General features: G+C 61.3%; 18 protein-coding genes and 1 pseudogene. 14 read left to right on the top strand and 5 right to left on the bottom strand.

Features of this window, described 5'->3' with window-relative positions; all coding sequences use genetic code 11:
• Positions 1-78: 78 nt before the first annotated feature.
• Entirely contained in the window at positions 79-621 is a 543-nt protein-coding gene (locus A3OQ_RS0105405) for a DUF2244 domain-containing protein (RefSeq protein WP_020174348.1), read from the top strand.
• A 10-nt stretch (positions 622-631) separates the two neighbouring features.
• Here A3OQ_RS0105405 and A3OQ_RS0105400 read toward each other — a convergent pair whose 3' ends face one another.
• Together A3OQ_RS0105400 and A3OQ_RS21390 are read right to left on the bottom strand one after the other, a co-directional pair.
• Positions 632-880 (bottom strand): hypothetical protein, encoded by a 249-nt coding sequence (locus A3OQ_RS0105400; protein ID WP_152428324.1) that lies wholly within the window; start codon positions 878-880, stop codon positions 632-634.
• Between the two features lie 399 nt (positions 881-1,279).
• Positions 1,280-2,170 carry a hypothetical protein gene (locus A3OQ_RS21390; protein ID WP_152428323.1) on the bottom strand — a complete coding sequence of 297 codons (891 nt, stop codon included), beginning with the start codon at positions 2,168-2,170 and terminating at the stop codon, positions 1,280-1,282.
• A gap of 423 nt (positions 2,171-2,593) precedes the next feature.
• Here A3OQ_RS21390 and dnaK point away from each other — a divergent pair, with 423 nt between their 5' ends.
• From dnaK to A3OQ_RS0105355, 8 genes and pseudogenes are all read left to right on the top strand, one after another.
• Positions 2,594-4,504 (top strand): molecular chaperone DnaK, encoded by a 1,911-nt coding sequence (dnaK, locus tag A3OQ_RS0105390; RefSeq protein WP_020174345.1) that lies wholly within the window; start codon positions 2,594-2,596, stop codon positions 4,502-4,504.
• A 336-nt stretch (positions 4,505-4,840) separates the two neighbouring features.
• The gene (gene dnaJ / locus A3OQ_RS0105385; protein ID WP_020174344.1) at positions 4,841-5,968 is read left to right on the top strand and encodes a molecular chaperone DnaJ; all 1,128 of its coding nucleotides are present in this window, start codon (positions 4,841-4,843) and stop codon (positions 5,966-5,968) included.
• A gap of 214 nt (positions 5,969-6,182) precedes the next feature.
• Positions 6,183-6,767, top strand: a pseudogene (locus A3OQ_RS21385) (class I SAM-dependent methyltransferase); the annotation flags it as partial.
• Positions 6,768-7,000: 233 nt separating this feature from the next.
• Positions 7,001-7,705, top strand: a complete 705-nt coding sequence (pyrF, locus tag A3OQ_RS0105375) for an orotidine-5'-phosphate decarboxylase (protein ID WP_020174342.1) — start codon at positions 7,001-7,003, stop codon at positions 7,703-7,705.
• 143 nt (positions 7,706-7,848) lie between these two features.
• Complete coding sequence (gene dapB, locus A3OQ_RS0105370; RefSeq protein ID WP_020174341.1) at positions 7,849-8,658, top strand: 4-hydroxy-tetrahydrodipicolinate reductase; 810 nt, start codon at positions 7,849-7,851, stop codon at positions 8,656-8,658.
• 40 nt (positions 8,659-8,698) lie between these two features.
• Positions 8,699-9,319, top strand: a complete 621-nt coding sequence (locus A3OQ_RS0105365) for a 2,3-bisphosphoglycerate-dependent phosphoglycerate mutase (RefSeq protein ID WP_020174340.1) — start codon at positions 8,699-8,701, stop codon at positions 9,317-9,319.
• A gap of 63 nt (positions 9,320-9,382) precedes the next feature.
• Positions 9,383-9,865, top strand: coding sequence for a response regulator (locus A3OQ_RS0105360; RefSeq protein WP_026595525.1), 483 nt, complete (start codon positions 9,383-9,385; stop codon positions 9,863-9,865).
• Positions 9,866-9,868: 3 nt separating this feature from the next.
• A complete protein-coding gene (locus tag A3OQ_RS0105355) occupies positions 9,869-10,516 on the top strand; it encodes an alpha-ketoglutarate-dependent dioxygenase AlkB (RefSeq protein WP_020174338.1) in 648 nt (215 codons plus the stop codon).
• Positions 10,517-10,715: 199 nt separating this feature from the next.
• On the opposite strand, the gene grpE is transcribed toward A3OQ_RS0105355, so the two are convergent.
• The 3 genes from grpE to gshB all read right to left on the bottom strand — a co-directional run bounded on the left by grpE (position 10,716) and on the right by gshB (position 15,164).
• Positions 10,716-11,294, bottom strand: a complete 579-nt coding sequence (gene grpE / locus A3OQ_RS0105350; RefSeq protein WP_026595523.1) for a nucleotide exchange factor GrpE — start codon at positions 11,292-11,294, stop codon at positions 10,716-10,718.
• Between the two features lie 65 nt (positions 11,295-11,359).
• Positions 11,360-14,125 (bottom strand): [protein-PII] uridylyltransferase, encoded by a 2,766-nt coding sequence (locus A3OQ_RS0105345; protein ID WP_020174336.1) that lies wholly within the window; start codon positions 14,123-14,125, stop codon positions 11,360-11,362.
• Between the two features lie 85 nt (positions 14,126-14,210).
• Positions 14,211-15,164 (bottom strand): glutathione synthase, encoded by a 954-nt coding sequence (gene gshB, locus A3OQ_RS0105340; RefSeq protein ID WP_020174335.1) that lies wholly within the window; start codon positions 15,162-15,164, stop codon positions 14,211-14,213.
• A gap of 230 nt (positions 15,165-15,394) precedes the next feature.
• Here gshB and A3OQ_RS0105335 point away from each other — a divergent pair, with 230 nt between their 5' ends.
• From A3OQ_RS0105335 to A3OQ_RS0105315, 5 genes are all read left to right on the top strand, one after another.
• A complete protein-coding gene (locus tag A3OQ_RS0105335) occupies positions 15,395-16,720 on the top strand; it encodes a methyl-accepting chemotaxis protein (protein ID WP_020174334.1) in 1,326 nt (441 codons plus the stop codon).
• Positions 16,721-16,915: 195 nt separating this feature from the next.
• Positions 16,916-17,743, top strand: coding sequence for a carbon-nitrogen hydrolase family protein (locus A3OQ_RS0105330; protein WP_026595521.1), 828 nt, complete (start codon positions 16,916-16,918; stop codon positions 17,741-17,743).
• A 212-nt stretch (positions 17,744-17,955) separates the two neighbouring features.
• Positions 17,956-19,482 carry a peptide ABC transporter substrate-binding protein gene (locus A3OQ_RS0105325; RefSeq protein ID WP_020174331.1) on the top strand — a complete coding sequence of 509 codons (1,527 nt, stop codon included), beginning with the start codon at positions 17,956-17,958 and terminating at the stop codon, positions 19,480-19,482.
• Between the two features lie 26 nt (positions 19,483-19,508).
• Positions 19,509-20,429, top strand: a complete 921-nt coding sequence (locus A3OQ_RS0105320) for an ABC transporter permease (RefSeq protein ID WP_020174330.1) — start codon at positions 19,509-19,511, stop codon at positions 20,427-20,429.
• On the top strand, positions 20,422-21,516 hold the full coding sequence (locus A3OQ_RS0105315; protein ID WP_152428321.1) for an ABC transporter permease: 1,095 nt from the start codon (positions 20,422-20,424) through the stop codon (positions 21,514-21,516). Before A3OQ_RS0105320 ends, A3OQ_RS0105315 begins: the two co-directional genes overlap by 8 nt.
• Positions 21,517-21,524 lie beyond the last annotated feature (8 nt).

The raw sequence follows: 21,524 nt of genomic DNA, 5'->3' as shown, positions 1-21,524 counted from the left end.
TAGGTTCATATATAGTCAGCGAAGCTTATAAATTGACGTAAGGGGCGAGAGAAGGGCTGGCATCGCGTGGACGAAGAGATGATCACACCCAAATGGAGCGCGCCGGGGCAGGATGCTGCTCATTCCGACGTTTCCGAAAACTGTGATCCGCCGATCCTCTCTTTGCGTCTGCAGCCGCATCGGTCGCTGACGAAAGGCAATTTCCGTCTGCTTTTGATGATTTTCTCAGGCGCGAGTTTTTTCACGAGCCTGCCCTTCATCATGCTCGGGGCCTGGCCTGTCGCGGGCTTCATGGGGCTCGATGTCGCCGCCTTCTATTTTGCCTTCCGGGCCAATTTTCGCGCCGCGCGCGCCTATGAAGACGTGTTGTTGACGCCTTTCGAACTGCGCTTCGCCAAGGTCAGCGCGAAGGGCGCGCGGGCCGAATGGCGCTTCAATCCCGCCTGGGTCCGGCTCGACCGTGAGGAACACGAAGAGTTCGGCACCCAGAGGCTCGCCTTCGTCTCGCGCGGCCGCAGCGTGGAGGTCGGGCCTTTTCTCGGCCCGGCGGAAAAAGCGAAGCTCGCCGTCAGCCTGTCACGCGCGCTGGCCGAAGCACGCCGCGGACCGCGCTTTTCTTAAAGACGCAGCATCAATGGCGATAGCGGGGATGCGGCGGCGGCACCACACCCCAACGGACCTGAGCCCTGTAGGTGCATTCGACGCCGCACGGAACACCCCAAATATCCCTGCTGAAATCGGCAAGGCTATCATAGGTGCCATCGGGTCCCTGATAATGCGGCACGCTCGGACCGTAACTCGGCCCGACATACCAAGGCACGTAAACCGGCACCGGCGCGTAATAGACCGCTCCGGGCTGCGCCAGGGCCGGCAATGCCATCGTACTCGTCAGACAAACAGCGATTCCGCCAATCAAAATTTGGGCTCTCATAGTCATGTCACTAACTCCGGCGTGGCCGAGGCGACGATGCGTCGTGCTGCAGCCTTGACTATAGCAACTTATTAAACCGTTGCCGGGTTTCATAATTTCGAGTTTAGCAACCGGTCGCAGAGAGCGGGATCAGAAGCCCCGGAACAAGAAAAGGCCGACCACCCCGGGGGAAGGGCGGCCGGCCAGGAAGTCCCGCGCGGGCTGGTTGGGGGGCTAAACGAGCGCGGAACTCAAACCAACGCCTGCTGGGAACGTTGGTTCCACAACCTGTCGTCTGGCGCCGGCTAAAATATGTCCCGACCACTTAAATAGACGTCTATGCTTAACGGGAGCTTGCCGATCCCATATTTATTGCGGCGGCGCCGGTGCGGGCTCGGCCGCGACGGACGGGGGTCTCGGCTTTTTCTTGACCGGCGGCGGCCTTACTTCGTCCTGCTTATTGGAGATGGCGCCGAGCTGCGCCAGAAGCGCCAGAACGCGCGCCCTGGTTATTTCCAAGGCGCAAAAGCCGTGCACCGATTCCAGCGCATAGGAATGGCAAAGGGTTTCGCGTTCCGACGAAAATCCCGCCTGCTCGCCGGCAATTCGCTTGATCGAGGCTTTATCCTTGCCCGCATGCGACAGCAAAACCCGGAAATTGGCGCGCATGTCGGTTTCAATATGCAGCCGCGTCTGTTCCATCTCATGCGCGCGGGTCTGGCTGATCGTATTGCCTTGCGGCCCCCAAAGCCCCGCCGGATCGACATGGCAATCGGCGGCGGCGAAATCGCAGGCATGGCCCTTCGGGATAAGGATGGCGCCTTCGAGCACATCGAAGGAAAACGGGCAGGCCTGCAGGTCCACCTGATAGCGGCTAAGACCCATGGGGCGCCCGTCGAAACGCGCGGCGATCGGCAGGCCGGCATTGACCTCGACATGGCACGGCTCGCCGGGCTTCGAAATTTCTTCGCCTTCGAGAGAAAGCTTTGCGACTGCCAGGTCTTTTCCCTGGCGCGACAGCGCAATGGCGCCGACCGCGCCGTCGCGCAAGAGGGTCTGCCCGATCACGCTATCGTCCGCCGGCGGTTTCATGGGAATGGGTTTCGCCTTTTGCGGTTCCTGCGCAGCATCCGAACCAGCGGGTGCGGGTTCGCCGCCCTCGCCCGGCGCGGCATCCGTACCATTATGCAGCATGAGCTGCGCCATCGCGGGGACCGCGAAGGCCATCACAAAAACCAGTGCCGCAACCAGGACTCGCATCTCAAAGACCGCTCTTACGGAACGAAACGCCCGTTTCGGATCGGATCCGAGGTTTTGCGCATCCCGAATCCTGAAACCCGGCATGCAAAATGGTTTTGCCGCCAGAACAGCGAAAAACAGACTGAAATCTGTTTGAGCTGACTTTACCGGCAAATCAACCTTCATGCTGCCTCGGCAAAAGCCTGAACTGTCGGCTTTGGCGGAGCTGGGACCGACGCCGACGCCAGAGTCAAGCCGGCGCGGGTTTGAAAGCAGACAGTTTCTCGTCTTGCACGCTTTCCAGCCTCGCTTATATACGGCTCATCTTGCGTTTACGCGCAATCAAACCAATTTGAACTTATCGGGGACCGGGCGGACAGCCGTCCTCCCACAGGCCAGGATCGCTTCGGGGTCCGGCGGTCTTGCGAATCGAAAGGAAACAACATGGCAAAAGTCATCGGCATCGATCTTGGCACCACAAATTCCTGCGTGGCGGTCATGGAGGGTACGACGCCGAAGGTGATCGAAAACGCCGAAGGGGCACGCACGACGCCTTCCATCGTCGCTTTCACGGATGACGGCGAACGCCTCGTCGGCCAGCCGGCGAAACGGCAGGCCGTTACCAATCCGGAACGGACATTCTTCGCAATCAAGCGTCTCATCGGGCGCACCTATAATGATCCGATGACTCAGAAGGATCTGAGTCTCGTCCCCTATAAGATCATCAAGGCCGCCAATGGCGACGCCTGGGTCGAGGCGGACGGCAAGCAATATTCCCCCTCGCAGATTTCAGCCTTCATCCTGCAAAAGATGAAGGAGACGGCCGAGGCCTATCTCGGTCAGGGCGTCTCCCAGGCAGTCATCACGGTTCCGGCCTATTTCAACGACGCCCAGCGTCAGGCCACCAAGGATGCCGGCAAGATCGCCGGGCTTGAAGTGCTCCGCATCATCAACGAGCCGACCGCCGCGGCGCTCGCCTACGGCCTCGACAAGAAGAGTTCCGGCACGATCGCCGTCTATGACTTGGGCGGCGGCACCTTCGACGTGTCGATCCTCGAGATCGGCGACGGCGTCTTCGAAGTGAAGTCGACGAACGGCGATACGTTCCTCGGCGGTGAAGACTTCGACATGCGCCTCGTCGAATATCTCGCGGACGAATTCAAGAAGGAAAGCGGCATCGATCTGAAGAAGGACAAGCTTGCCCTTCAGCGCCTGAAAGAGGCGGCTGAGAAGGCCAAGATGGAATTGTCCTCGGCGACCCAGACCGAGATCAACCTGCCCTACATCACCGCCGACGCCTCGGGTCCGAAACATCTGACCTTGAAGCTGACGCGGGCGAAGTTCGAAGCCCTCGTCGACGACCTGATCCAGAAGACCGTCGAGCCCTGCCGCAAGGCCTTGAAGGATGCCGGCCTCACGGCTGCTGAAATCTCGGAAGTCGTTCTCGTCGGCGGCATGACCCGCATGCCGAAGGTCCAGGAAGTCGTGAAGCAGTTCTTCGGCAAGGAGCCCCATAAGGGCGTCAACCCGGACGAAGTGGTCGCCATCGGCGCCGCGGTCCAGGCCGGCGTGCTGCAGGGCGACGTCAAGGACGTGCTGCTGCTCGACGTGACGCCGCTGTCGCTCGGCATCGAAACTTTGGGCGGCGTGTTCACGCGGCTCATCGACCGCAACACGACGATCCCGACGAAGAAGAGCCAGGTGTTCTCGACGGCCGAAGACACGCAGACGGCTGTCACCATCCGCGTCTTCCAAGGCGAGCGCGAAATGGCGGCCGACAACAAGCTCTTGGGCCAGTTCGACCTCGTCGGCATTCCGCCAGCGCCGCGCGGCGTACCTCAGATCGAAGTCACCTTCGATATCGACGCCAATGGCATCGTGAATGTGACGGCGAAGGACAAGGCCACGAACAAAGAGCAGCAGATCCGCATCCAGGCCTCCGGCGGCCTTTCGGACGCCGACATCGACAAGATGGTCAAGGACGCGGAGATGCACGCGGCCGAGGACAAGAAACGCCGCGAACTGGTCGATGCCAAGAACGAGGCGGAAGCCTTGATCCACTCGACCGAGAAGTCGGTCGCCGAATATGGCGACAAGGTCTCGGCCGCGGATAAGAGCGCTGTCGAAGCGGCCATCGACGCCGTGAAAGCGGTGCTCGGAACCGAGGACGTCGACGGCATCAAAGCGAAGGTCAATGACCTTATGCAGGCCTCGATGAAGCTCGGCGAGGCCATGTATAAGGCCCAGCAGTCCGACGGCGCCGCGGCTGCCGGCGGCGAGGAAGAGAAGAAGGACGACGTCATCGACGCCGACTTCAAAGAGGTCGGCCCCGACGACAAGAAGAAATCGGCCTAAAGCCGGTTTCCTTTCCTCGCTCGGTAGCGGCACCAATCTCGGGTTTACCGGGATTGGCATTCTCAATGTCCCAAGTCGTGCAAGCACGATTTGGGAAGCCGCCGTCTAAGGCGAGGGTGTGGGGCCGTCGCGCGCCAGCGGAGCGGTTCGAAGGGCTCAGCCCGAACATTCGGGCTGAACCGCGTTGAGGGGGCTTGGAGATGGCGGCCGCGCCACATCTGGAACCACTCTTGCTTCGACCTGGCTGCCGCGCGGCCTTGAGCGCGCCCGGCGGCTGGCGTCTATCTTCTGGGGCTAAGACGATGATTTCAGGCAAGGATTGGAACGCGGACCGCCATGGCTAAACGTTGCTATTACGAAGTCTTGGGCGTTACAAAGACGTGCACCGAAGTCGAGATGAAGACCGCTTTCCGCAAGGCGGCGATGCAACACCATCCCGACCGCAATCCCGGCAATGCCGACGCCGAAGTCAAATTCAAGGAATTGAACGAGGCCTATCAAATCCTGTCCGACGGGCAGAAGCGCGCTGCCTATGACCGCTACGGCCATGCCGCCTTCGAGCAAGGCGGCTTCGGCGGCGGAGGCGGCGACGGCTTCTCCTCCTCCATGGCCGATATTTTCGACGATCTCTTCGGCGACGTCATGGGACGCCGCGGCGGCCGCGCCAATGCCAATCGCGGTTCGGATCTTCGCTATAATCTCGAAATCACCCTCGAAGACGCATTCAACGGCAAGACCGCCAGCCTGAAAGTGCCGACCTCGATTTCCTGCGAGGCCTGTTCGGGCACCGGCGCCAAGCCCGGCGCCAAACCCCGCGTCTGCCCGACCTGCGGCGGCCAGGGCCGCGTGCGGGCGCAGCAGGGCTTCTTTGCGATCGAACGCACCTGCCCGCATTGTTACGGACGCGGCGAGATCATCGACGATCCCTGCACCTCTTGCAGCGGCACCGGCCGCACGACGCGCGAGCGCGCCTTGCAGGTCAATGTCCCGGCCGGCGTCGAAGACGGCACGCGTATCCGCCTGACCGGCGAGGGCGAAGCCGGGTTGCGCGGCGGCCCCCCCGGCGATCTTTATATTTTCGTCTCGACCAAGCCGCATCCCTTCTTCCAGCGCGATGGGGCGGATCTTTTCTGCCGCGTGCCGATTTCCATGGTGCAGGCGTCACTCGGCGGCGAAGTCCAGGTCCATACCGTCGATGGCGGCGAGTCGCGGGTCAAAATTCCGGAAGGCACCCAATCCGGCAAGCAATTCAAGCTGAAAAGCAAAGGCATGCCGGTTTTGCGATCGCGCGACGTCGGCGACCTCTATATCCAGGTCACGGTGGAAACGCCGCAGAACCTCACCAAGCGCCAGCGCGAATTGCTCACCGAATTCGAAGCCGAATCATCGACGAAGACGCATCCCGAATCCTCCGGCTTTTTTGCCAAGATGAAGGATTTCTTCGAAAATTTGGGCGGCCAATAGCCCAATCCGGCGAAAACGCGGAGCGCCCGCCGCGTTGCGCTCGCCGGCCAATTGAATGGCTTTTGGCTGGCACAATATGTCAGTTTCTTGACGCCTCGGCTTTTGTCGGCTTTGGTGCCAAGGCCTCGCCCGCTTTTGGGCGCTCCACACGATTCGCGTTGTGTTTCTTGAGGGACGATCTTTGCACAGTCACACGCCGCGCCCGGCCCGGGGCCTGAAGTCCACGACCCGGATCGACGAGCGTCTCGCGGACGAAGCCCGATTCATCAAGTCCTGGTTCGATAATCCTTCGCTTGCCGGCGCCGTGTCGCCGTCGGGCCGCTTTCTCGCGCGGATGATGGCCCGCTATGTCGATCCGCATGGAACGGGGCCGGTGGTCGAGCTCGGCCCCGGCACAGGCGCCATTACCGAGGCGCTCCTGCAACGCGGCATCGCGCCTGCCCGCCTCGTGCTGCTCGAATATGACGCCGCGTTCTGCGCGCTTCTGCGCCGCCGCTTTCCGGGCGTACGCGTCATCCAGGGCGACGCTTATCATCTGGCCCTCAGCCTGCGCACCATGCTCGACGAGCCCGCCGCCGCCGTCGTCTCGAGCCTGCCGCTTTTGAATAAGCCGGAGCGCGAGCGCCTCAGGCTGCTTACCGAAGCCTTCGGCATGATGGCGCCCGGCGGCGCTTTCATCCAATTTACTTATGGCGTGATGTCGCCGGTTCCGCGCAAGAATGCGAAACTCGCATTTCATGCCGAAGTGTCGCCGCCGGTCTGGCTCAACCTGCCGCCGGCGCGCGTCTGGGTCTATAGGCCTGTGGAGGACCAGGCCGAGCAACCGCTTCCGCCGCAAAAGCCTGCTATCGTTTTCCTGGGCAAGCTCAAAATGGGCACGGAAAAAATGCAGCAGGATTTAAAGCGCGAAATCGCGCTCGCCAAGGCACGCCTCTGCCGGCCGGATAATGCGCATAAGACGCGCGCGGCAAAACCGAGCCCCCCGGCGGCGGCGCTGCGCAAATTTCCCGATTTCGATAAATTGCGCCGCCCATGAACGCCGCGCTTTCCGCGCGCGATAAACTGATCGTGGCGCTGGATGTCGCCAGCGTCGCGGAAGCCGAAGCCATGGTGGCGCGGCTCGGCGACAGCGTGACATTCTATAAGGTCGGGATGGAGCTCGCCTATGCGAGCGGCGGGTTTTTGTTCGCCGAGCAACTGATCAAAAGCGGCAAAAAAGTTTTTCTCGACCTCAAACTGCATGACATTCCAACGACCGTCACGCGCGCGACGGCGCAGGTGGCGCGATTGGGCGCAAGCTTCCTCACCGTTCACGCCTTTCCGCAGACGATGGCCGCCGCAAAAGCAGGCGTCGCGGGCTCCGGCCTGAAGCTTCTCGCCGTTACCGTGATGACGTCTTATGACGATGCCGATCTCGCCGCGGCCGGCTATGCGTTCGGCGTGAAGGATCTCGTCGCCCGCCGCGCCGCCCAGGCCGAAGCCGCCGGTATCGACGGCCTCATCCTTTCGGCGGAAGAAGTCTCCGCCATGCGCGCCGCTTTCGGCACAAAACTCATCCTGGTTACGCCCGGCATCAGGCCGGCCGGTGCGGAAGCGGCGGATCAGAAAAGAATTATGACACCGAAATCGGCGATCGCGGCCGGCGCCGACCATCTCGTCATCGGCCGGCCCGTCACGCAAGCGCCGGACCCCAAGGCCGCCGCTGAAGCTATCGTCGCCGAAACCGCATCTGCGTGAGCGAAGAGTCCCAGCCTTTCAAATATCGGCTCCGCCCTTTATAGACAGAGGTGGTCTCGAAGCATGATCCCGAAAAGTTGGAGACTTTTCGGACTAAAGATCATGCGGGAATTTAAGACCATGCGTTGAAATAAGGAGCGCGGATGAGCGACATGCGGCTCGTGGTGGCCGGCGCTTCGGGACGCATGGGCCGGGCCCTCGTCCAATTGATTCACGAGACAGAAGGCGCGAGCCTCGTCGCCGCTTTGGAACAGCCGGATTCGATCGCGATCGGCCAGGATGCCGGGCTTCTCGCCGGATGTGGCCGCATGGGTGTCGATATCAGCGGCGACGCCTTGAAAGCGGCCTCGATCGCCGACGGTATTTTGGATTTTACCTCGCCCCGGGCGAGCGTCGAAATGGCCGGGCTCGCCGCCCAGGCCCGCATCGTTCATGTGATCGGTACAACGGGGTTTTCTCCTGAGGATCAGGCGCGGCTCGACGCGGCGGCGCGCCATGCCGTGATCGTCAAATCCGGCAATATGAGCCTTGGCGTCAATCTTCTGGCGGCTCTTGTCGAAAAGGTCGCCCGCACGCTCGGGCCCGACTATGACATCGAGATCGTCGAGATGCACCATCGCTTGAAGGTCGATGCACCCTCTGGTACCGCACTTTTGCTCGGCGCTTCCGCCGCGCGCGGGCGCGATGTGCCGCTCGACGATCATTCCGTGCGCGGCCGCGACGGCCACACTGGCGTGCGCGAGAAAGGCGCGATCGGTTTTGCCGCGCTGCGCGGCGGCACCGTCGTCGGCGATCACAGCGTGATTTTCGCTGGCCCCGGCGAGCGCATCGAACTCACCCATAAAGCCGAGGATCGCCGCATCTTCGCGAGAGGCGCCCTCCAAGCCGCACTGTGGGGACGCTCCCGCAAGCCCGGACTTTATTCCATGACCGACGTCTTGGACCTCGCTTGATAAGACTGGCCCGATAGATCGCCCCATCAAGGACAGACACATGGAACGGATTCTCGTGCTCGTCAGGCACGGCCAAAGCGAGTGGAACAAGAACAACCTCTTCACCGGCCTGAGGGACCCGGAGCTGACGCCGCAAGGCATCGAAGAAGGCCGCGCCGCTGGGCACGTGCTCAAGGCGCAAGGTCTCAGCTTCGATCGCGCCTTCACCTCCAATCTCATCCGCGCGCAAGACACGCTGAAGCTCATTTTGGGCGAATTGGGCACGCCTGGCATTCCGACAATCACCGATGCGGCGCTGAACGAGCGCGATTACGGCGACCTCTCCGGTCTCAACAAGGATGACGCAAGGCAGAAATGGGGTGAGGAGCAGGTCCTGATCTGGCGGCGCTCCTATGCCGTGGCGCCACCCGGCGGCGAAAGCCTGCAGGACACGGTGGCCCGGGTTCTGACCTATTATTGCCAGACGCTCCTGCCCTGCGTGCTGCGCGGCGAGCGGGTCATCGTCGTCGCGCATGGCAATTCGCTGCGCTCGCTGGTGATGGCGCTCGATCAATTGACGCCCGAGACGGTCCCCACGGTCGAGCTGGCGACCGGGATTCCGATCATTTACCGGCTGAAAACCGACTCAACCGTCGAGAGCAAAGAAATTCTTGCGCCCTGAGGGGTAGCGTGGAACCATGATGGCCAGAACGCGTTAAGCTTTGTTGGTCTCATGGAGACTGTCATGCGTTACGAGATTCTTCTCGTGGATGACGATCTTCTCGTGCGTCAGGTTGTAGCCGAGGAAATCGAGGAAGCCGGTCACATCGTCATGACAGCGGGCAGCGGCGCCGCGGCGGTGGCGATTCTCGCCGCCAACCGGGCCTTCGATCTGGTTCTCGTCGATTATTCCATGCCGGATATGACTGGACTTGAGGTCATCCGCCTTATTCGCGCGAATTTGCCCGACCTCAAAGTCAATTTCGCGCTCTTTACCGCCTATGACGAGATTCCGGGCGGGCAGAGCCCGTCGGAACCCTGGCCGATCGTCGGCAAGGCCACCCGCTCGGCCGAACTCATTAAGGCCGTCGAAGCGGCGGCACGGGGCGAACCCTTGGACCTCGCGGCCGATGCGAAACTCTCGCGCGTCGAACAGATGCTGGCGCAAAATGAGAGCGAAATCACAGACGACACCCTGAATCATCCGGTCGATGACCCTATCTCCTAGCGCATGACGGCTGACATATTGCATCGCACACAGCCGGGCTTCTTTTTGCAGCCCGGCCTTTTTTATGTCCCCGGCTATCTCGACCGGGCGGCGCAGGAAACGCTTTTGGCCGATCTGCGCGCGTGCCTCGCAGAGGCTCCGCTCTATACCGCGCATATGCCGAAAAGCGGCTTGCCTCTGTCGGTTCAGATGAGCAATTGCGGCGAACTTGGCTGGTTCACGGATCGCGACAAGGGCTATCGCTACGAGGCGCTCGATCCGCAAACCGGACGGCCCTGGCCGCCGATCCCGGCGCTCGCTGAACAGGCTTGGTGGGAGCTTGGAGATTACCCGCAGCCGCCGCAGGCCTGTCTCATCAATTATTACGGGTCCTCGGCCAAGATGGGGCTGCATCAGGATCGCGACGAGACTGCGCTGAAGGCGCCCGTCGTGTCGCTGTCGCTCGGCGACACCTGTCTCTTCCGCTTCGGCGGCTGCAGCCGGCGCGATAAGACGCGCACGATCAAGCTCCAATCCGGCGACGCGATCGTGCTTGGCGGCGAGGCGCGTCTCGCCTTCCACGGCGTCGACCGCATCCTGCCCGGCTCATCGACGCTTCTGCCCGAGGGCGGACGGTTCAACCTCACTCTGCGGCGGGTGAGCGAGGGTTAAACGCACCGAGCGCGCCTACCCTCTCCCTGTGGGAGAGGGTGGCTTGCCAAAGGGCGTTGCCACAGCCCGTCGCAAGCAACGGGCTATGGCAAGCCGGGTGAGGGGTTACAATCACAGAATTGAGGGATTGAAACCCCTCATCCGCCCCGCTTCGCGGGGCACCTTCTCCCACAGGGAGAAGGACCGCCATCGATTCAAATTACCCTTTCGGGCCGCCTTTCGAGATCCCGACCTTTGCCGGCCGCAAAACCCGGTCGCCGATCCCATAGCCCGCCTCGACCACCTGCAAGACCGTGCCTGCCGGCACGCTCTCGTCCGGGATTTCGAACAGGGCCTCGTGCATATTCGGGTCGAACTTGGCGCCCTGCGGTTCGAGCTTCTTGATCCCGTGACGGGTCAGCCGCGACAGGAAATCCTTTTGGGTGAGCTCGATGCCTTCGATGAAGGCCTTGGCCGCCGGTTCGGCTTTTTCGCGCACCTCGGCCGGTATGTTTTCGAGGGCCCGTGTCAGGTTATCGGCGAAGACCAGCATGTCGCGGGCGAAGGACGTGACGCCATAAATCTTGGCATCGGCGATTTCGCGCTCCGTCCGGCGCCGGAGATTTTCCATCTCCGCCAAAGTGCGCAGAAGCTTGTCCTTCGCATCAGCATTCTCGGCTTTGAGCTTTTCGAGGACCACGAAGGGATCCGGCTCGCCGGCAGGATCGCCAGCCTCCGGCGCAAGACCCGGTTCCAAAGCTTCCGCCATGTCGTTTTCCGCTTTCTTGGGTTCAGTCATGATCTGATCTGGTTATGGAAAGGAATGCGCTGGATATCAGGTCCGGCGGCAAAAAAATCAAGCGATCATGCCACCTTGGCCTCAGACTCGTTAACTGGTTCGAATTTCTCGAGAATCCGGCGCCTGATCGCGGCTTTATGGCTGGCCGAGGTAATCTTGGCGCCATGGAAGTCCGTGACGTAGAAAACGTCCGCCGCTTTTTCGCCGAATGTGACGATATGGGCGGAGCCGATGTTGAGCTCGAGTTTCGATAAAATCGTCGTCAAATCGAAGAGCAGACCCGGCCGGTCGAGCCCCGAGACCTCGACCACCGTGAAGCGCTTCGATAAATTATTGTCGATCGTGACACGTGCCGGGACCTGGAAGGTTTTGCCGCGCTCCTGACGCTGATCGCGGCGCCCAGCGATCACATCCTGCAGCCGGATTTCGCCGAGCAAAGACCGCTCGATCGCCAAAGCGATCTTATTGGCGCGCCGCAACTCGTCTTCGTCGAAGTCGAAGGCGCGCGAAATGAAGATCGTGTCGAGCGCCAATCCGTCCGCCGTGGTGAAGACCTGCGCATCGACGATATTGGCGCCGGATGCCGCGCAAGCCCCCGCGATGATCGACAGAAGCCGCGGGTGGTCGGGCGCGATCACAGTCAATTCGGTGACGCCGCGCGCGGCATCGATCGCAATGTCGGTGATCGGCGCCGGCATCTCGACCTCGGTCATGTTGAGAAGCTTGGCGTGCTGGATCTTGTGGGCGAGATCGACCTTCAGCCAATAGGCCTGCTGATGGCGCGCCGCATAGGCCTCGAAATCCAGATCCGACCAATTGGGCAAGGCCTCCCGTAGATCCTTGCGCGCCATCGCCACCCGCCTGTCGCGTTTGACCGCCGAATGGCCGCCGGTCAGCACCACTTCGGTTTCCCAATAGAGCGTCCGCAAAAGTTCGCCCTTCCAGGCGTTCCAGACGCCCGGCCCGACCGCGCGAATGTCGCAAATCGTCAGGATGAAAAGCATCTTCAGCCGTTCGAGCGTCTGCACGGTCGCCGCGAAAGTCTCGATGGTGCGGCGGTCGGCCAAGTCGCGGCGCTGCGCGGTATCGGACATCAGCAAATGGTTTTCGACGAGCCAGGCGACCGTTTCCGTTTCGGCCGGATCAAGCCCAAGTCTTTTGCCGAGCTTGAGCGCGACTTCCATGCCGGCCAGCGAATGGTCCTCCTCGCGGCCCTTGGCGACATCATGCAGAAACAAAGCGAGATAGACGACGCGCCGGTCGGCAAGCGACGACAGGATTTCATTGGGGAGAGGATGATCCTCAACCTTGCGCCGGCTCTCGAGATCGGCCAGCACGCCGACTGCCCGCAACAGATGCTCGTCGACCGTGAAATGATGATACATGTTGAATTGCATCAAGGCGACGACGCGGCCGAACTCCGGAATGAAGCGGCCGAGCACGCCCGCCTCGTTCATCAGCCGGAGCACGACCTCGGTCGCATGATGCGACGTGAGAATGTCGAGAAACAATGCATTGGCCGCGGGATCGCTGCGCAATTCATTATCGATCCGTTTCAACGACAAAGTGACGAGCCGCGTCGCGTCTGGATGAATGGCGACGCCGTTTCGATCCGCGATCCAGAAGAGCCTGATGAGATTGACGGGGTCGCGCTCGAAGACATCCGGTCTCGTCACCGTCACGCGGCCGTTTTCGATGGCAAAGTCTTGGCTGTTGACGCGCTTCTTGCGTGGCGTGCTCCGGCGCTCGAAGCGATCGATCACCGCTTCGGGCATGGTCTGGCGTTCTTCGAGCGCGGCGCAAAGGATCGTCGTCAGATTGCCGACATCCTTCGTCACCAGGAAATAATGCTTCATGAAACGTTCGACGCTGGCGAGACCGGCCCGCGCCGAATAGCCGAGCCTGGCCGCCATGATCGGCTGCAGGTCGAAGCTCAGCCGTTCTTCCGCCCTGCCGGTCACGAAATGCATGTGGCAGCGCACGCGCCAGAGGAATTCCTCGCAGCGGCAGAAGAGCTGATATTCCTGCCGCGAGAAGAGGCCCGCCTCGACGAGCTCGGCCGTCGTGCGCACGCGATAGACATATTTGGCGATCCAAAACAACGTATTGAGATCGCGCAGCCCGCCTTTGCCTTCCTTCACATTGGGCTCGACCAGATAGCGCGTGCGGCCCGATTGCGTAAGACGGCGGTCGCGCTCTGCAAGCTTGGCCGTGACGAATTCGATCGCCGTCTTGCTGACGATCTCCTGATCGAACCGCGTCCGCATGTCCTCGAACAGAACTTCGTCGCCGAGAATGAACCGCGCCTCGAAAAGCGCGGTGCGGATCGTCATGTCCTCGCGCGCCAGGGCGAGGCAATCCTCGATGGAACGTGTCGAATGGCCGACCTTCTGCCGCAGATCCCACAGCACATAGAGCATGGCCTCGACCACGCGCTCGCCCCATTTGGACTCCTCGGTCGGCAGCAGAAAGAGCAGATCAATGTCGGAGCCGGGCGCCAGAGTGCCGCGCCCGTAGCCGCCGACGGCGGCAATGACCAGCCGCTTTTGCGTCGCGGCATCGGGCGCCGGATGTATATAGGTCACGACATAGGCGTGAATGGCGCGGATCAGCTCGTCTTCGGCATGCGAAAGATAGCGCGCGCAGGCAAGCCCGCCGCGCTTGGCTTCCAAAGCCTCCCGCGCGATCTGATGGCCCTGCTCCAAGGCGTTGCGGAAGAGCGCAATGACCCCTTTGCGAAGCTCGGCCGGGGGCTCACCCGCGGCGTAGAGCGCCGCTATGGCCTCAGCCAGACTCGACCGGTCGAAAGCATGGATATTCTGGACGTTCACTGTGACCTGTCCCGGCGCACTCGCAGCGTGCCCGATAGTCTATCATATGGCACGAATCGGGGCGAATTCAGCACCCGGGTAGGTCTCAAGCCGCTGCCGCCCGCTTTTTCGCTTCGATCGCATCCCAGACCGCGACCGCGAGATCGGGGCCGCCGGTCTTTTTGATGGCCCTTATGCCGGTCGGCGAGGTGACATTGATTTCCGTCAAATAGCCGTCGATCACATCGATGCCGACGAGAAGCAGGCCGCGGCGCTTCAGTTCCGGCCCGATGGTCTCGCAGATTTCGCGTTCGCGCGGGGTGAATTCCGTCGCCGCGGCGGCACCGCCGCGCACCATATTCGAGCGGATATCGTTTTCCGCCGGCACGCGATTAATGGCGCCGGCCGCCACCCCATCGATAAGAACGATCCTCTTATCGCCCTTGACGACGGCCGGGAGAAACCGCTGCACGACCCAGGGCTCGCGAAAGGTGACGGAGAAAAGATCGAAGAGGGAGCCGAAATTCGGATCTTGAAGCCCGACCTTGAACACCGAGGCGCCGCCATGTCCATGCAACGGCTTCATCACGACTTCGCCATGCTCGGCCCGGAAGGCTTCGATCGCGCCTTTGCTGCGGGTGATCAAGGTCGGCGGCATGAGTTCGGGATAGTTCATCACGAAGAGCTTTTCCGGCGCATTGCGGACGCTTGCCGGATCATTGACGACGAGCACTTTCGGCTGAAGCTGCTCCAGAAGATGCGTCGAGGTGATATAGGCAAGATCGAAGGGTGGATCTTGCCGGAGAAGCACCACATCGACGCCCGACAGGTCGACAATTTCGGGCGTGCCCAGACTGAAATGGTCGCCTTCTATGTCGCGCACCTCGATTGGCGACGCTTCGGCGAAGACGTCCCTGCCCCGCATCGAAAGCCGGTCCGGCGTGTAATAGAGGAGCCGATGCCCGCGCCGCACGGCCTCCAGCATCAAAGCAAAGGTCGTATCGCCCGCGATCCTGATCTTTTCCACCGGGTCCATCTGCACAGCGACGGTCAGCGACATGTAAAACCCTGTTTTAGGCGGCAAGACCGCGGCTGCATTCACCCCGCCGGCATCGGTCGATCCGGAAGAGCCTGATCATATCACCGATTACGCTGCGGGCAGGCCTATGGAAACCCGGCCGAGCCCGGCCGGAAGGCTGCGCCAAGCCATGCGTTAACCTCCCGTGAAGAGCGTACTGCTAGGTTTTCGGCATCCCCATACGGGTCGAAAGACACCGATCAGGTGGTTCAATGCCGAATTTATCAGTTGGCCGGAGCCTTGCGCTGCGGCAAATTCTCTTCCTTGGGCTGCTGCTTGCCCTCGGCATCGCTGCCTATATCGCTGTCGTCAACCTGCATGATCTTGCACACGCGGTCACGATCGCCGCGCCCGATCGGATCGTCGCCGAGGCAAGCCGCCTCGAAAACGCGGCCGACACTTACGCCAACAGCCTGCTCATCGAACTGGGCTTGAGCTGCATCGTCGTGCTCTGCGTGTCCTTGCCCGTCATCCATTTCACGACGACGAGGCCGATCGAGACTCTCGCGCACCAGATGACGCAGCTTGCCAATGGCGATACCAATATCGAGATCAGTGGCGACAAGCGGTCCGACGAGATCGGACAGATCGCGAGATCGCTGGGTGTGCTGCGCGACGCCGTCAAGACCAATAATGCGCTCGCTCAGGAGATCCAGGCGCGCGATGACCGCGAAGCCAAACTGGTGCATGAAGTCGCCATTCATACGCGGATCGAGAAATTCTCGGCCGAGCTTTCCGCCGCCATGAAGCGTTTCGGCACCATGGCGAAACGCATGGCCGAGGCCTCCGAGACCATGATCCTCACGGCTCGCAATGCCAGCGAAGGCACGAGCCAAGCCAAGATCGCTTCCGCCAATGCGGCCGGAGACGTGTCTTCAGTCGCCAATGCATCCGAACAATTGCTGATCTCGATCGAGGAAATCAGCCAGCAGGTCGTGCAATCGACAACCGTCGTCCAAAAGGCGGTGACGGAAGCGGTCGCGACCAATGCCGGCATGGCAAGGCTATCCGCCGCGGCCCGCCGAGTCGGCGATGTCGTGAGCCTGATTTCGAGAATCGCGGCCCAGACCAATCTTCTCGCGCTCAACGCGACCATCGAAGCAGCCCGGGCGGGCGAGGCCGGCCGCGGCTTTGCCGTCGTTGCGCAAGAGGTAAAGACACTTGCCACCCAGACCGCGAAAGCGACGCAGGAAATCTCCGGCCTAATCGCCGATATGCAGGGCGCCACCGAAACCTCGGTGCAGGCCATCGACCTCATCGCCCGCAAGATCAATGAAGTCGAACATATTTCGATGATCATCGCCTCGGCGGTTCACGAGCAGGGTGCCTCGACGCAGGAGATCACCCGCAATGTGCGCTCGGCCGCTTCCGGCACGGCTGCCATGTCGTCCTTTGTCGAGAATGTCGCGACCGCCGTCACGGAAACCAATGAGAGCGTCGATTCGGTCGTCAATCTCGTGCGCGAGCTGAACGATCTCGCCGCGTCCATGAGCGACCGGATGAAGAGCTTCGCGGAAGGCTTGCAGATCGCGGTCTGAACCGTCATTGCGAGCAAAGCGAAGCAGTCCAGACGGCATGGATTGCTTTGTCGCTACGCTCCTCGCAATGACGGCATAGGCGCGGCGTTTCGATCCTTGTTCCGCGAAGCGCCGCTCTGCTAAGATCAGGTCTTGAGGCAAAGCGATCCGGCTTTGCCGTTTGCGCGTAAGCTTGAGCGCGCTTCAGAGCCTGCGATGAAAATCTCCCTCATTCAAATGAACTCGATCAGCGACAAAGCCGCCAATATAGCGGCCGCCGTGAAGCTCATCGAGCAGGCCGTGGCGGAAGAGAAGCCCGATTGGGTCTGCCTGCCCGAATGTTTCGATTTTCTCGGCGGCGCCAGGGCCGATAAATTCGCCGCTGCCGAACGCCTGCCGGATGGGCCGGCCTATAACGCCATGCAGGCGCTCGCCAAACGCCACAAGATCTTCATCCATGCCGGCTCGATGCTGGAGCGCGCGGAAGGCGAAGACCGCATCCATAATACGACGGTTGCCTTCGACCGCGAAGGGCGCGAGATCGCCCGCTATCGCAAGATCCATATGTTCGACATTACTGCGCCGGACGGCACGCGCTATGAGGAAAGCGCCTCTTTCAAGCCGGGCGATGCCATCGCGACATATGCTTGCGAAGACATGACCGTCGGCTGCTCGATTTGCTACGATCTGCGGTTTCCGGATCTGTTTCAGGCGCTTGTCGCCAAGGGAGCCGAAATGATCGCGCTGCCTTCGGCCTTCACCTTGCAAACCGGCAAGGATCATTGGGAAGTGCTGTGCCGCGCCCGCGCGATCGAAACCGAAACCTATTTTTGCGCGGCGGCGCAGACCGGCACGCATCTATCCGGCAATGAACCGCGCCAGACCTATGGCCATTCGCTGGTCGCAGACCCCTGGGGTCATGTGATCGCGAAAGCTTCCGACGGCGTCGGCATCGTCTCGGCGCGGCTCGATCCGACGCTCGTCAAGAAAGTCCGCGCGCAGATCCCGGTGGCGCAGCATAAAGTGAAATTGTCGGAGGGATGACCGCCGCCAGCGCGTCATGCGCGGGCTTGACCCGCGCATCCAGGAATAATGTTTTGAGAGTGGTCTCGACGATTAAGTTCAATGCCTGGATGCCCGGCTCAAGGCCGGGCATGACGCGCCTTATATGTGATGGTTTGCAACCACGTCGCCTTCTGCGTGCTTGCATTCTTCTCCTTTGCCTCTCCGCCCTTGCCCCGCAAGCCCACGCCGAGATGGTCTGGCATCGCGGCGAATATGGCGATCCGGGTTCGCTCGATCCGCATAAGGCGACGACCGTTCTCGAAGGCAATGTCTTCACCGAACTCTATGAAGGGCTCGTCATCCATGACGGGCGCGGCGAGCTGCAGCCGGGCGTCGCCCAAAGCTGGGACGTGAATAAGGATAAGACCGTCTATCTCTTCCATTTGCGGCCGGACGCGAAATGGTCGAATGGCGATCCGGTCACGGCCGACGATTTCGTCTTCGCCTTTCGGCGCCTGATGGATCCGGCGACCGGCGCGCCCTATGCCAATATTTTCTACACGCTGAAAGATGCCGAGGAGATCAACAAACACCACGCGCCGGTCGAGACGCTCGGCGTGCGCGCGCTGAGCCCGATCGAACTCGAAATCACCCTGGAACGGCCGGTCCCCTATTTCATCGAGCAGCTCACCCATCTGACGGCCTATCCGCTCCACCGCCAATCGGTCGAGGCCTATGGCAACGCATTCGTGAAGCCGGGCCATTTGGTCAGCAACGGCGCCTTCATGCTGAAATCCTTCATGCCGAACGACCGGCTCGTGCTGGTGAAGAACCCTTATTTCCACGACGCGGCGCATGTCGCGCTCGACAAGGAGATCATCACGCCGATCGAAGACCGGGCCGCTGCCTTGCGGCAGTTCTTGGCCGGCGAAATCGATTCCTATGACGATGTACCGCTCGATCAGATCGCCTTTGTCCGGGCGCGGCTTGGCGATGAATTCAAGGTTGCGCCCTATCTCGGCGGCTATTATTTCGCCTTCGATACGAGACGCCCGCCTTTCGACGATGTCCGCGTGCGCCAAGCGCTCTCCATGGTCGTCGATCGCGAATTTCTGGCCGGCCGAATCTGGGGCGGGACGATGACGCCCGGCTATAGTTTCGTCCCGCCGGGCATCGAGTCCTATGGTGAACCTTCAATGGTCACATGGAAGGACATGAGCCCTTTCGATCGCGAAGACGAAGCCAAGCGCCTGTTGCAGGAGGCCGGTTTCGGGCCGGGCGGCAAAAAGCTCGAGGTCGAGTTTCGCTATAATACGTCGGAGAACCATAAGGCGACCGCCGTCGCGGTCGCCGATATGTGGCGGCGGATCGGCGTCGAGACGCGGCTCATCAATACGGATGCGACGAGCTTCTACGCTTTCATGCGCTCAAAGGCGCCGTTCGAGATCATGCGCTTCTCCTGGCTCGGCGATTATCCGGACGCGCAGAATTTTTTGTTTCTGGCCGAAAGCAACAACCCCGGTTTGAATGTCGCGAATTTCAACAATCGCGATTATGATGCCTTGATGCAGGCTGCCGCCACCGAACCCTTGCCCGAAAAACGCCAGGAGATCTTGCATCAGGCGGAGACGCTTCTTTTGGCCGAACAGCCCTATCTCGTGCTGCTCTCCTATGAATCGCATAATATTGTCTCGAAGAAAGTTCAGGGCTGGGAGACCAATGTGATCGATCATCATCCCGGCCGCTATATTTCGATCGCGCCGGCGGTCACGCAATGACTTATCTGCGGGCGCGGATCTGATCCATGTTGCGTCTGATCCTCGCCCGCATCGCCGCCGCCGTCCCCACACTTCTCGCGATCGTGACGCTCTCCTTCTTCGTGATGCGGCTCGCGCCCGGCGGTCCCTTCGACAGCGAGCGCGGGCTCGATCCGGAGATTTTGAAAAACGTCCAGCACGCCTATGGGCTCGATCTGCCGCTCTATAAGCAATATGGGCTCTATCTGTGGAATCTCCTTCACGGCGACCTTGGCCCAAGCCTGCATTGGCGCGATTTCAGCGTGAACGATATTTTCAAAGTGGCCCTGCCGATTTCCATGCAGATCGGCGCCGAAGCGCTCGCCTTCGCTCTGCTCGTCGGCGTGCCGCTCGGCATGGCTGCGGCGATCAGGCCGCATGGGACAGTGCTTTGGCTGGCGCGTATCGTGACGCTTTGCGGCATAGCCGTGCCGGCTTTTGTCGTCGCGCCGCTGCTGCAAGTCAGTTTCGGGTTGGATTTGCGATGGCTGCCCGTCGCCGGCTGGGACGATGGCGATTGGCGCCATCAGATCCTGCCCGTCTTCACATTGGCCCTGCCACAGATCGCCGTGATTCTACGCCTTACTCAAGCCGCCATGCGCGATACGCTGTCGGCGCCGTTCATCCGCACGTTGCGCGCCTTCGGGCATTCGCCGTCATATATTTATCTTCATGCCTTTCGCGGTGCCTGTCTGCCGGTTCTCTCTTATCTCGGTCCGGCGGCGGCGGGACTTCTCACCGGAACCGTGGTGGTTGAAACGATCTTCTCGATCCCCGGCCTCGGCCGCTATTTCGTCGATGGCGCGCTCGGGCGCGACTATACGATCGTGATGGGCACTGTCGTCACCGTCGCCGTCTTCATCATCGTCTTCAATCTTCTCGTCGATCTCGCCTATGGGCTCGTCGATCCGCGAGTCCGGCATGATTGAGCCCGCCATGATGGAGACCCTGCGCGGCGCAAGGCTCTCGACCACAAGGCTCTCGACGATTGCGAGCCTCGCCATTCTTATCGCGATTACCCTCGCCTGTTTTCTGGGCCCATGGCTTTCGCCGCATGCCTATGACCGCGTCTATCGCGATTATGTCTTGACCGGGCCATCCCTCGTCGCGCATCCGAGCCCGGAAGAGCTCGACATGTCGCTCTCGGCGCTGACGCAGCGCATTCATACCGAAGCCGCCTACACGATCGAAGGCGACACGCTGCATCTAACGCTGAAAAGCGAAGCCCCGATCGATCCACGCGTCGCACGCTACTTCGATCATTCCGATCTTTTCGGCACGGCGAAGATCATCGGGCAGGCCGCGGGCGATCATAACCTCGCGCTCGACCTGCCCATCCGCCAGATTTATTTTCTCTTCGGCACCGATGCCAATGGCCGCGATCTTCTCACCCGCACGCTGATCGCCGGGCGCATCTCGCTCGCCGTCGGCATTCTGGCGTCGCTCGTCGCTCTTCTCGTCGGCGTCGCCTGGGGCGCGACGGCCGGCTATCTCGGCGGCAGCGTGGACGCGATCATGATGCGCATCGTCGAAGTCGTCTATGCGCTGCCCTTCATCTTTCTCGTCATCGTTCTCGTCGTCGTCTTCGGCCGCAATTTCGTTTTGATCTTCGTCGCGATCGGCGCGGTCGAATGGCTCGACATGGCGCGCATCGTGCGCGGCCAGACGCTTTCGATCAAACGCCGCGATTATGTGGCCGCGGCGGAAGCGCTCGGCGCGACGACGCCGGCCATCCTCTGGCGCCACATTCTTCCCAATGCGGCCGGGCCGATCGTCGCCTATCTCACCGTGCTCGTGCCGCGCGTGATCCTGCTCGAAAGCTTCGTGTCTTTCTTAGGGTTAGGCGTACAGGAGCCTTTGACGAGCTGGGGCATTCTCATTGCCGACGGCGCGCGCAATATCCAAGCCTCGATCCATCTCCTTGTCTTTCCCGCGCTGTTTTTGGGCCTGACTTTGGCCGCGCTCAACCAGCTCGGCGAGAATTGGCGCGACAGGCTCGGCGTGGGAAGCGCCTAGAGCATGAT

The organism is Methyloferula stellata AR4 (assembly GCF_000385335.1).
Classification (GTDB): Bacteria; Pseudomonadota; Alphaproteobacteria; order Rhizobiales; family Beijerinckiaceae; genus Methyloferula; species Methyloferula stellata.
This window is presented reverse-complemented; position numbering and strand designations above follow the sequence as displayed.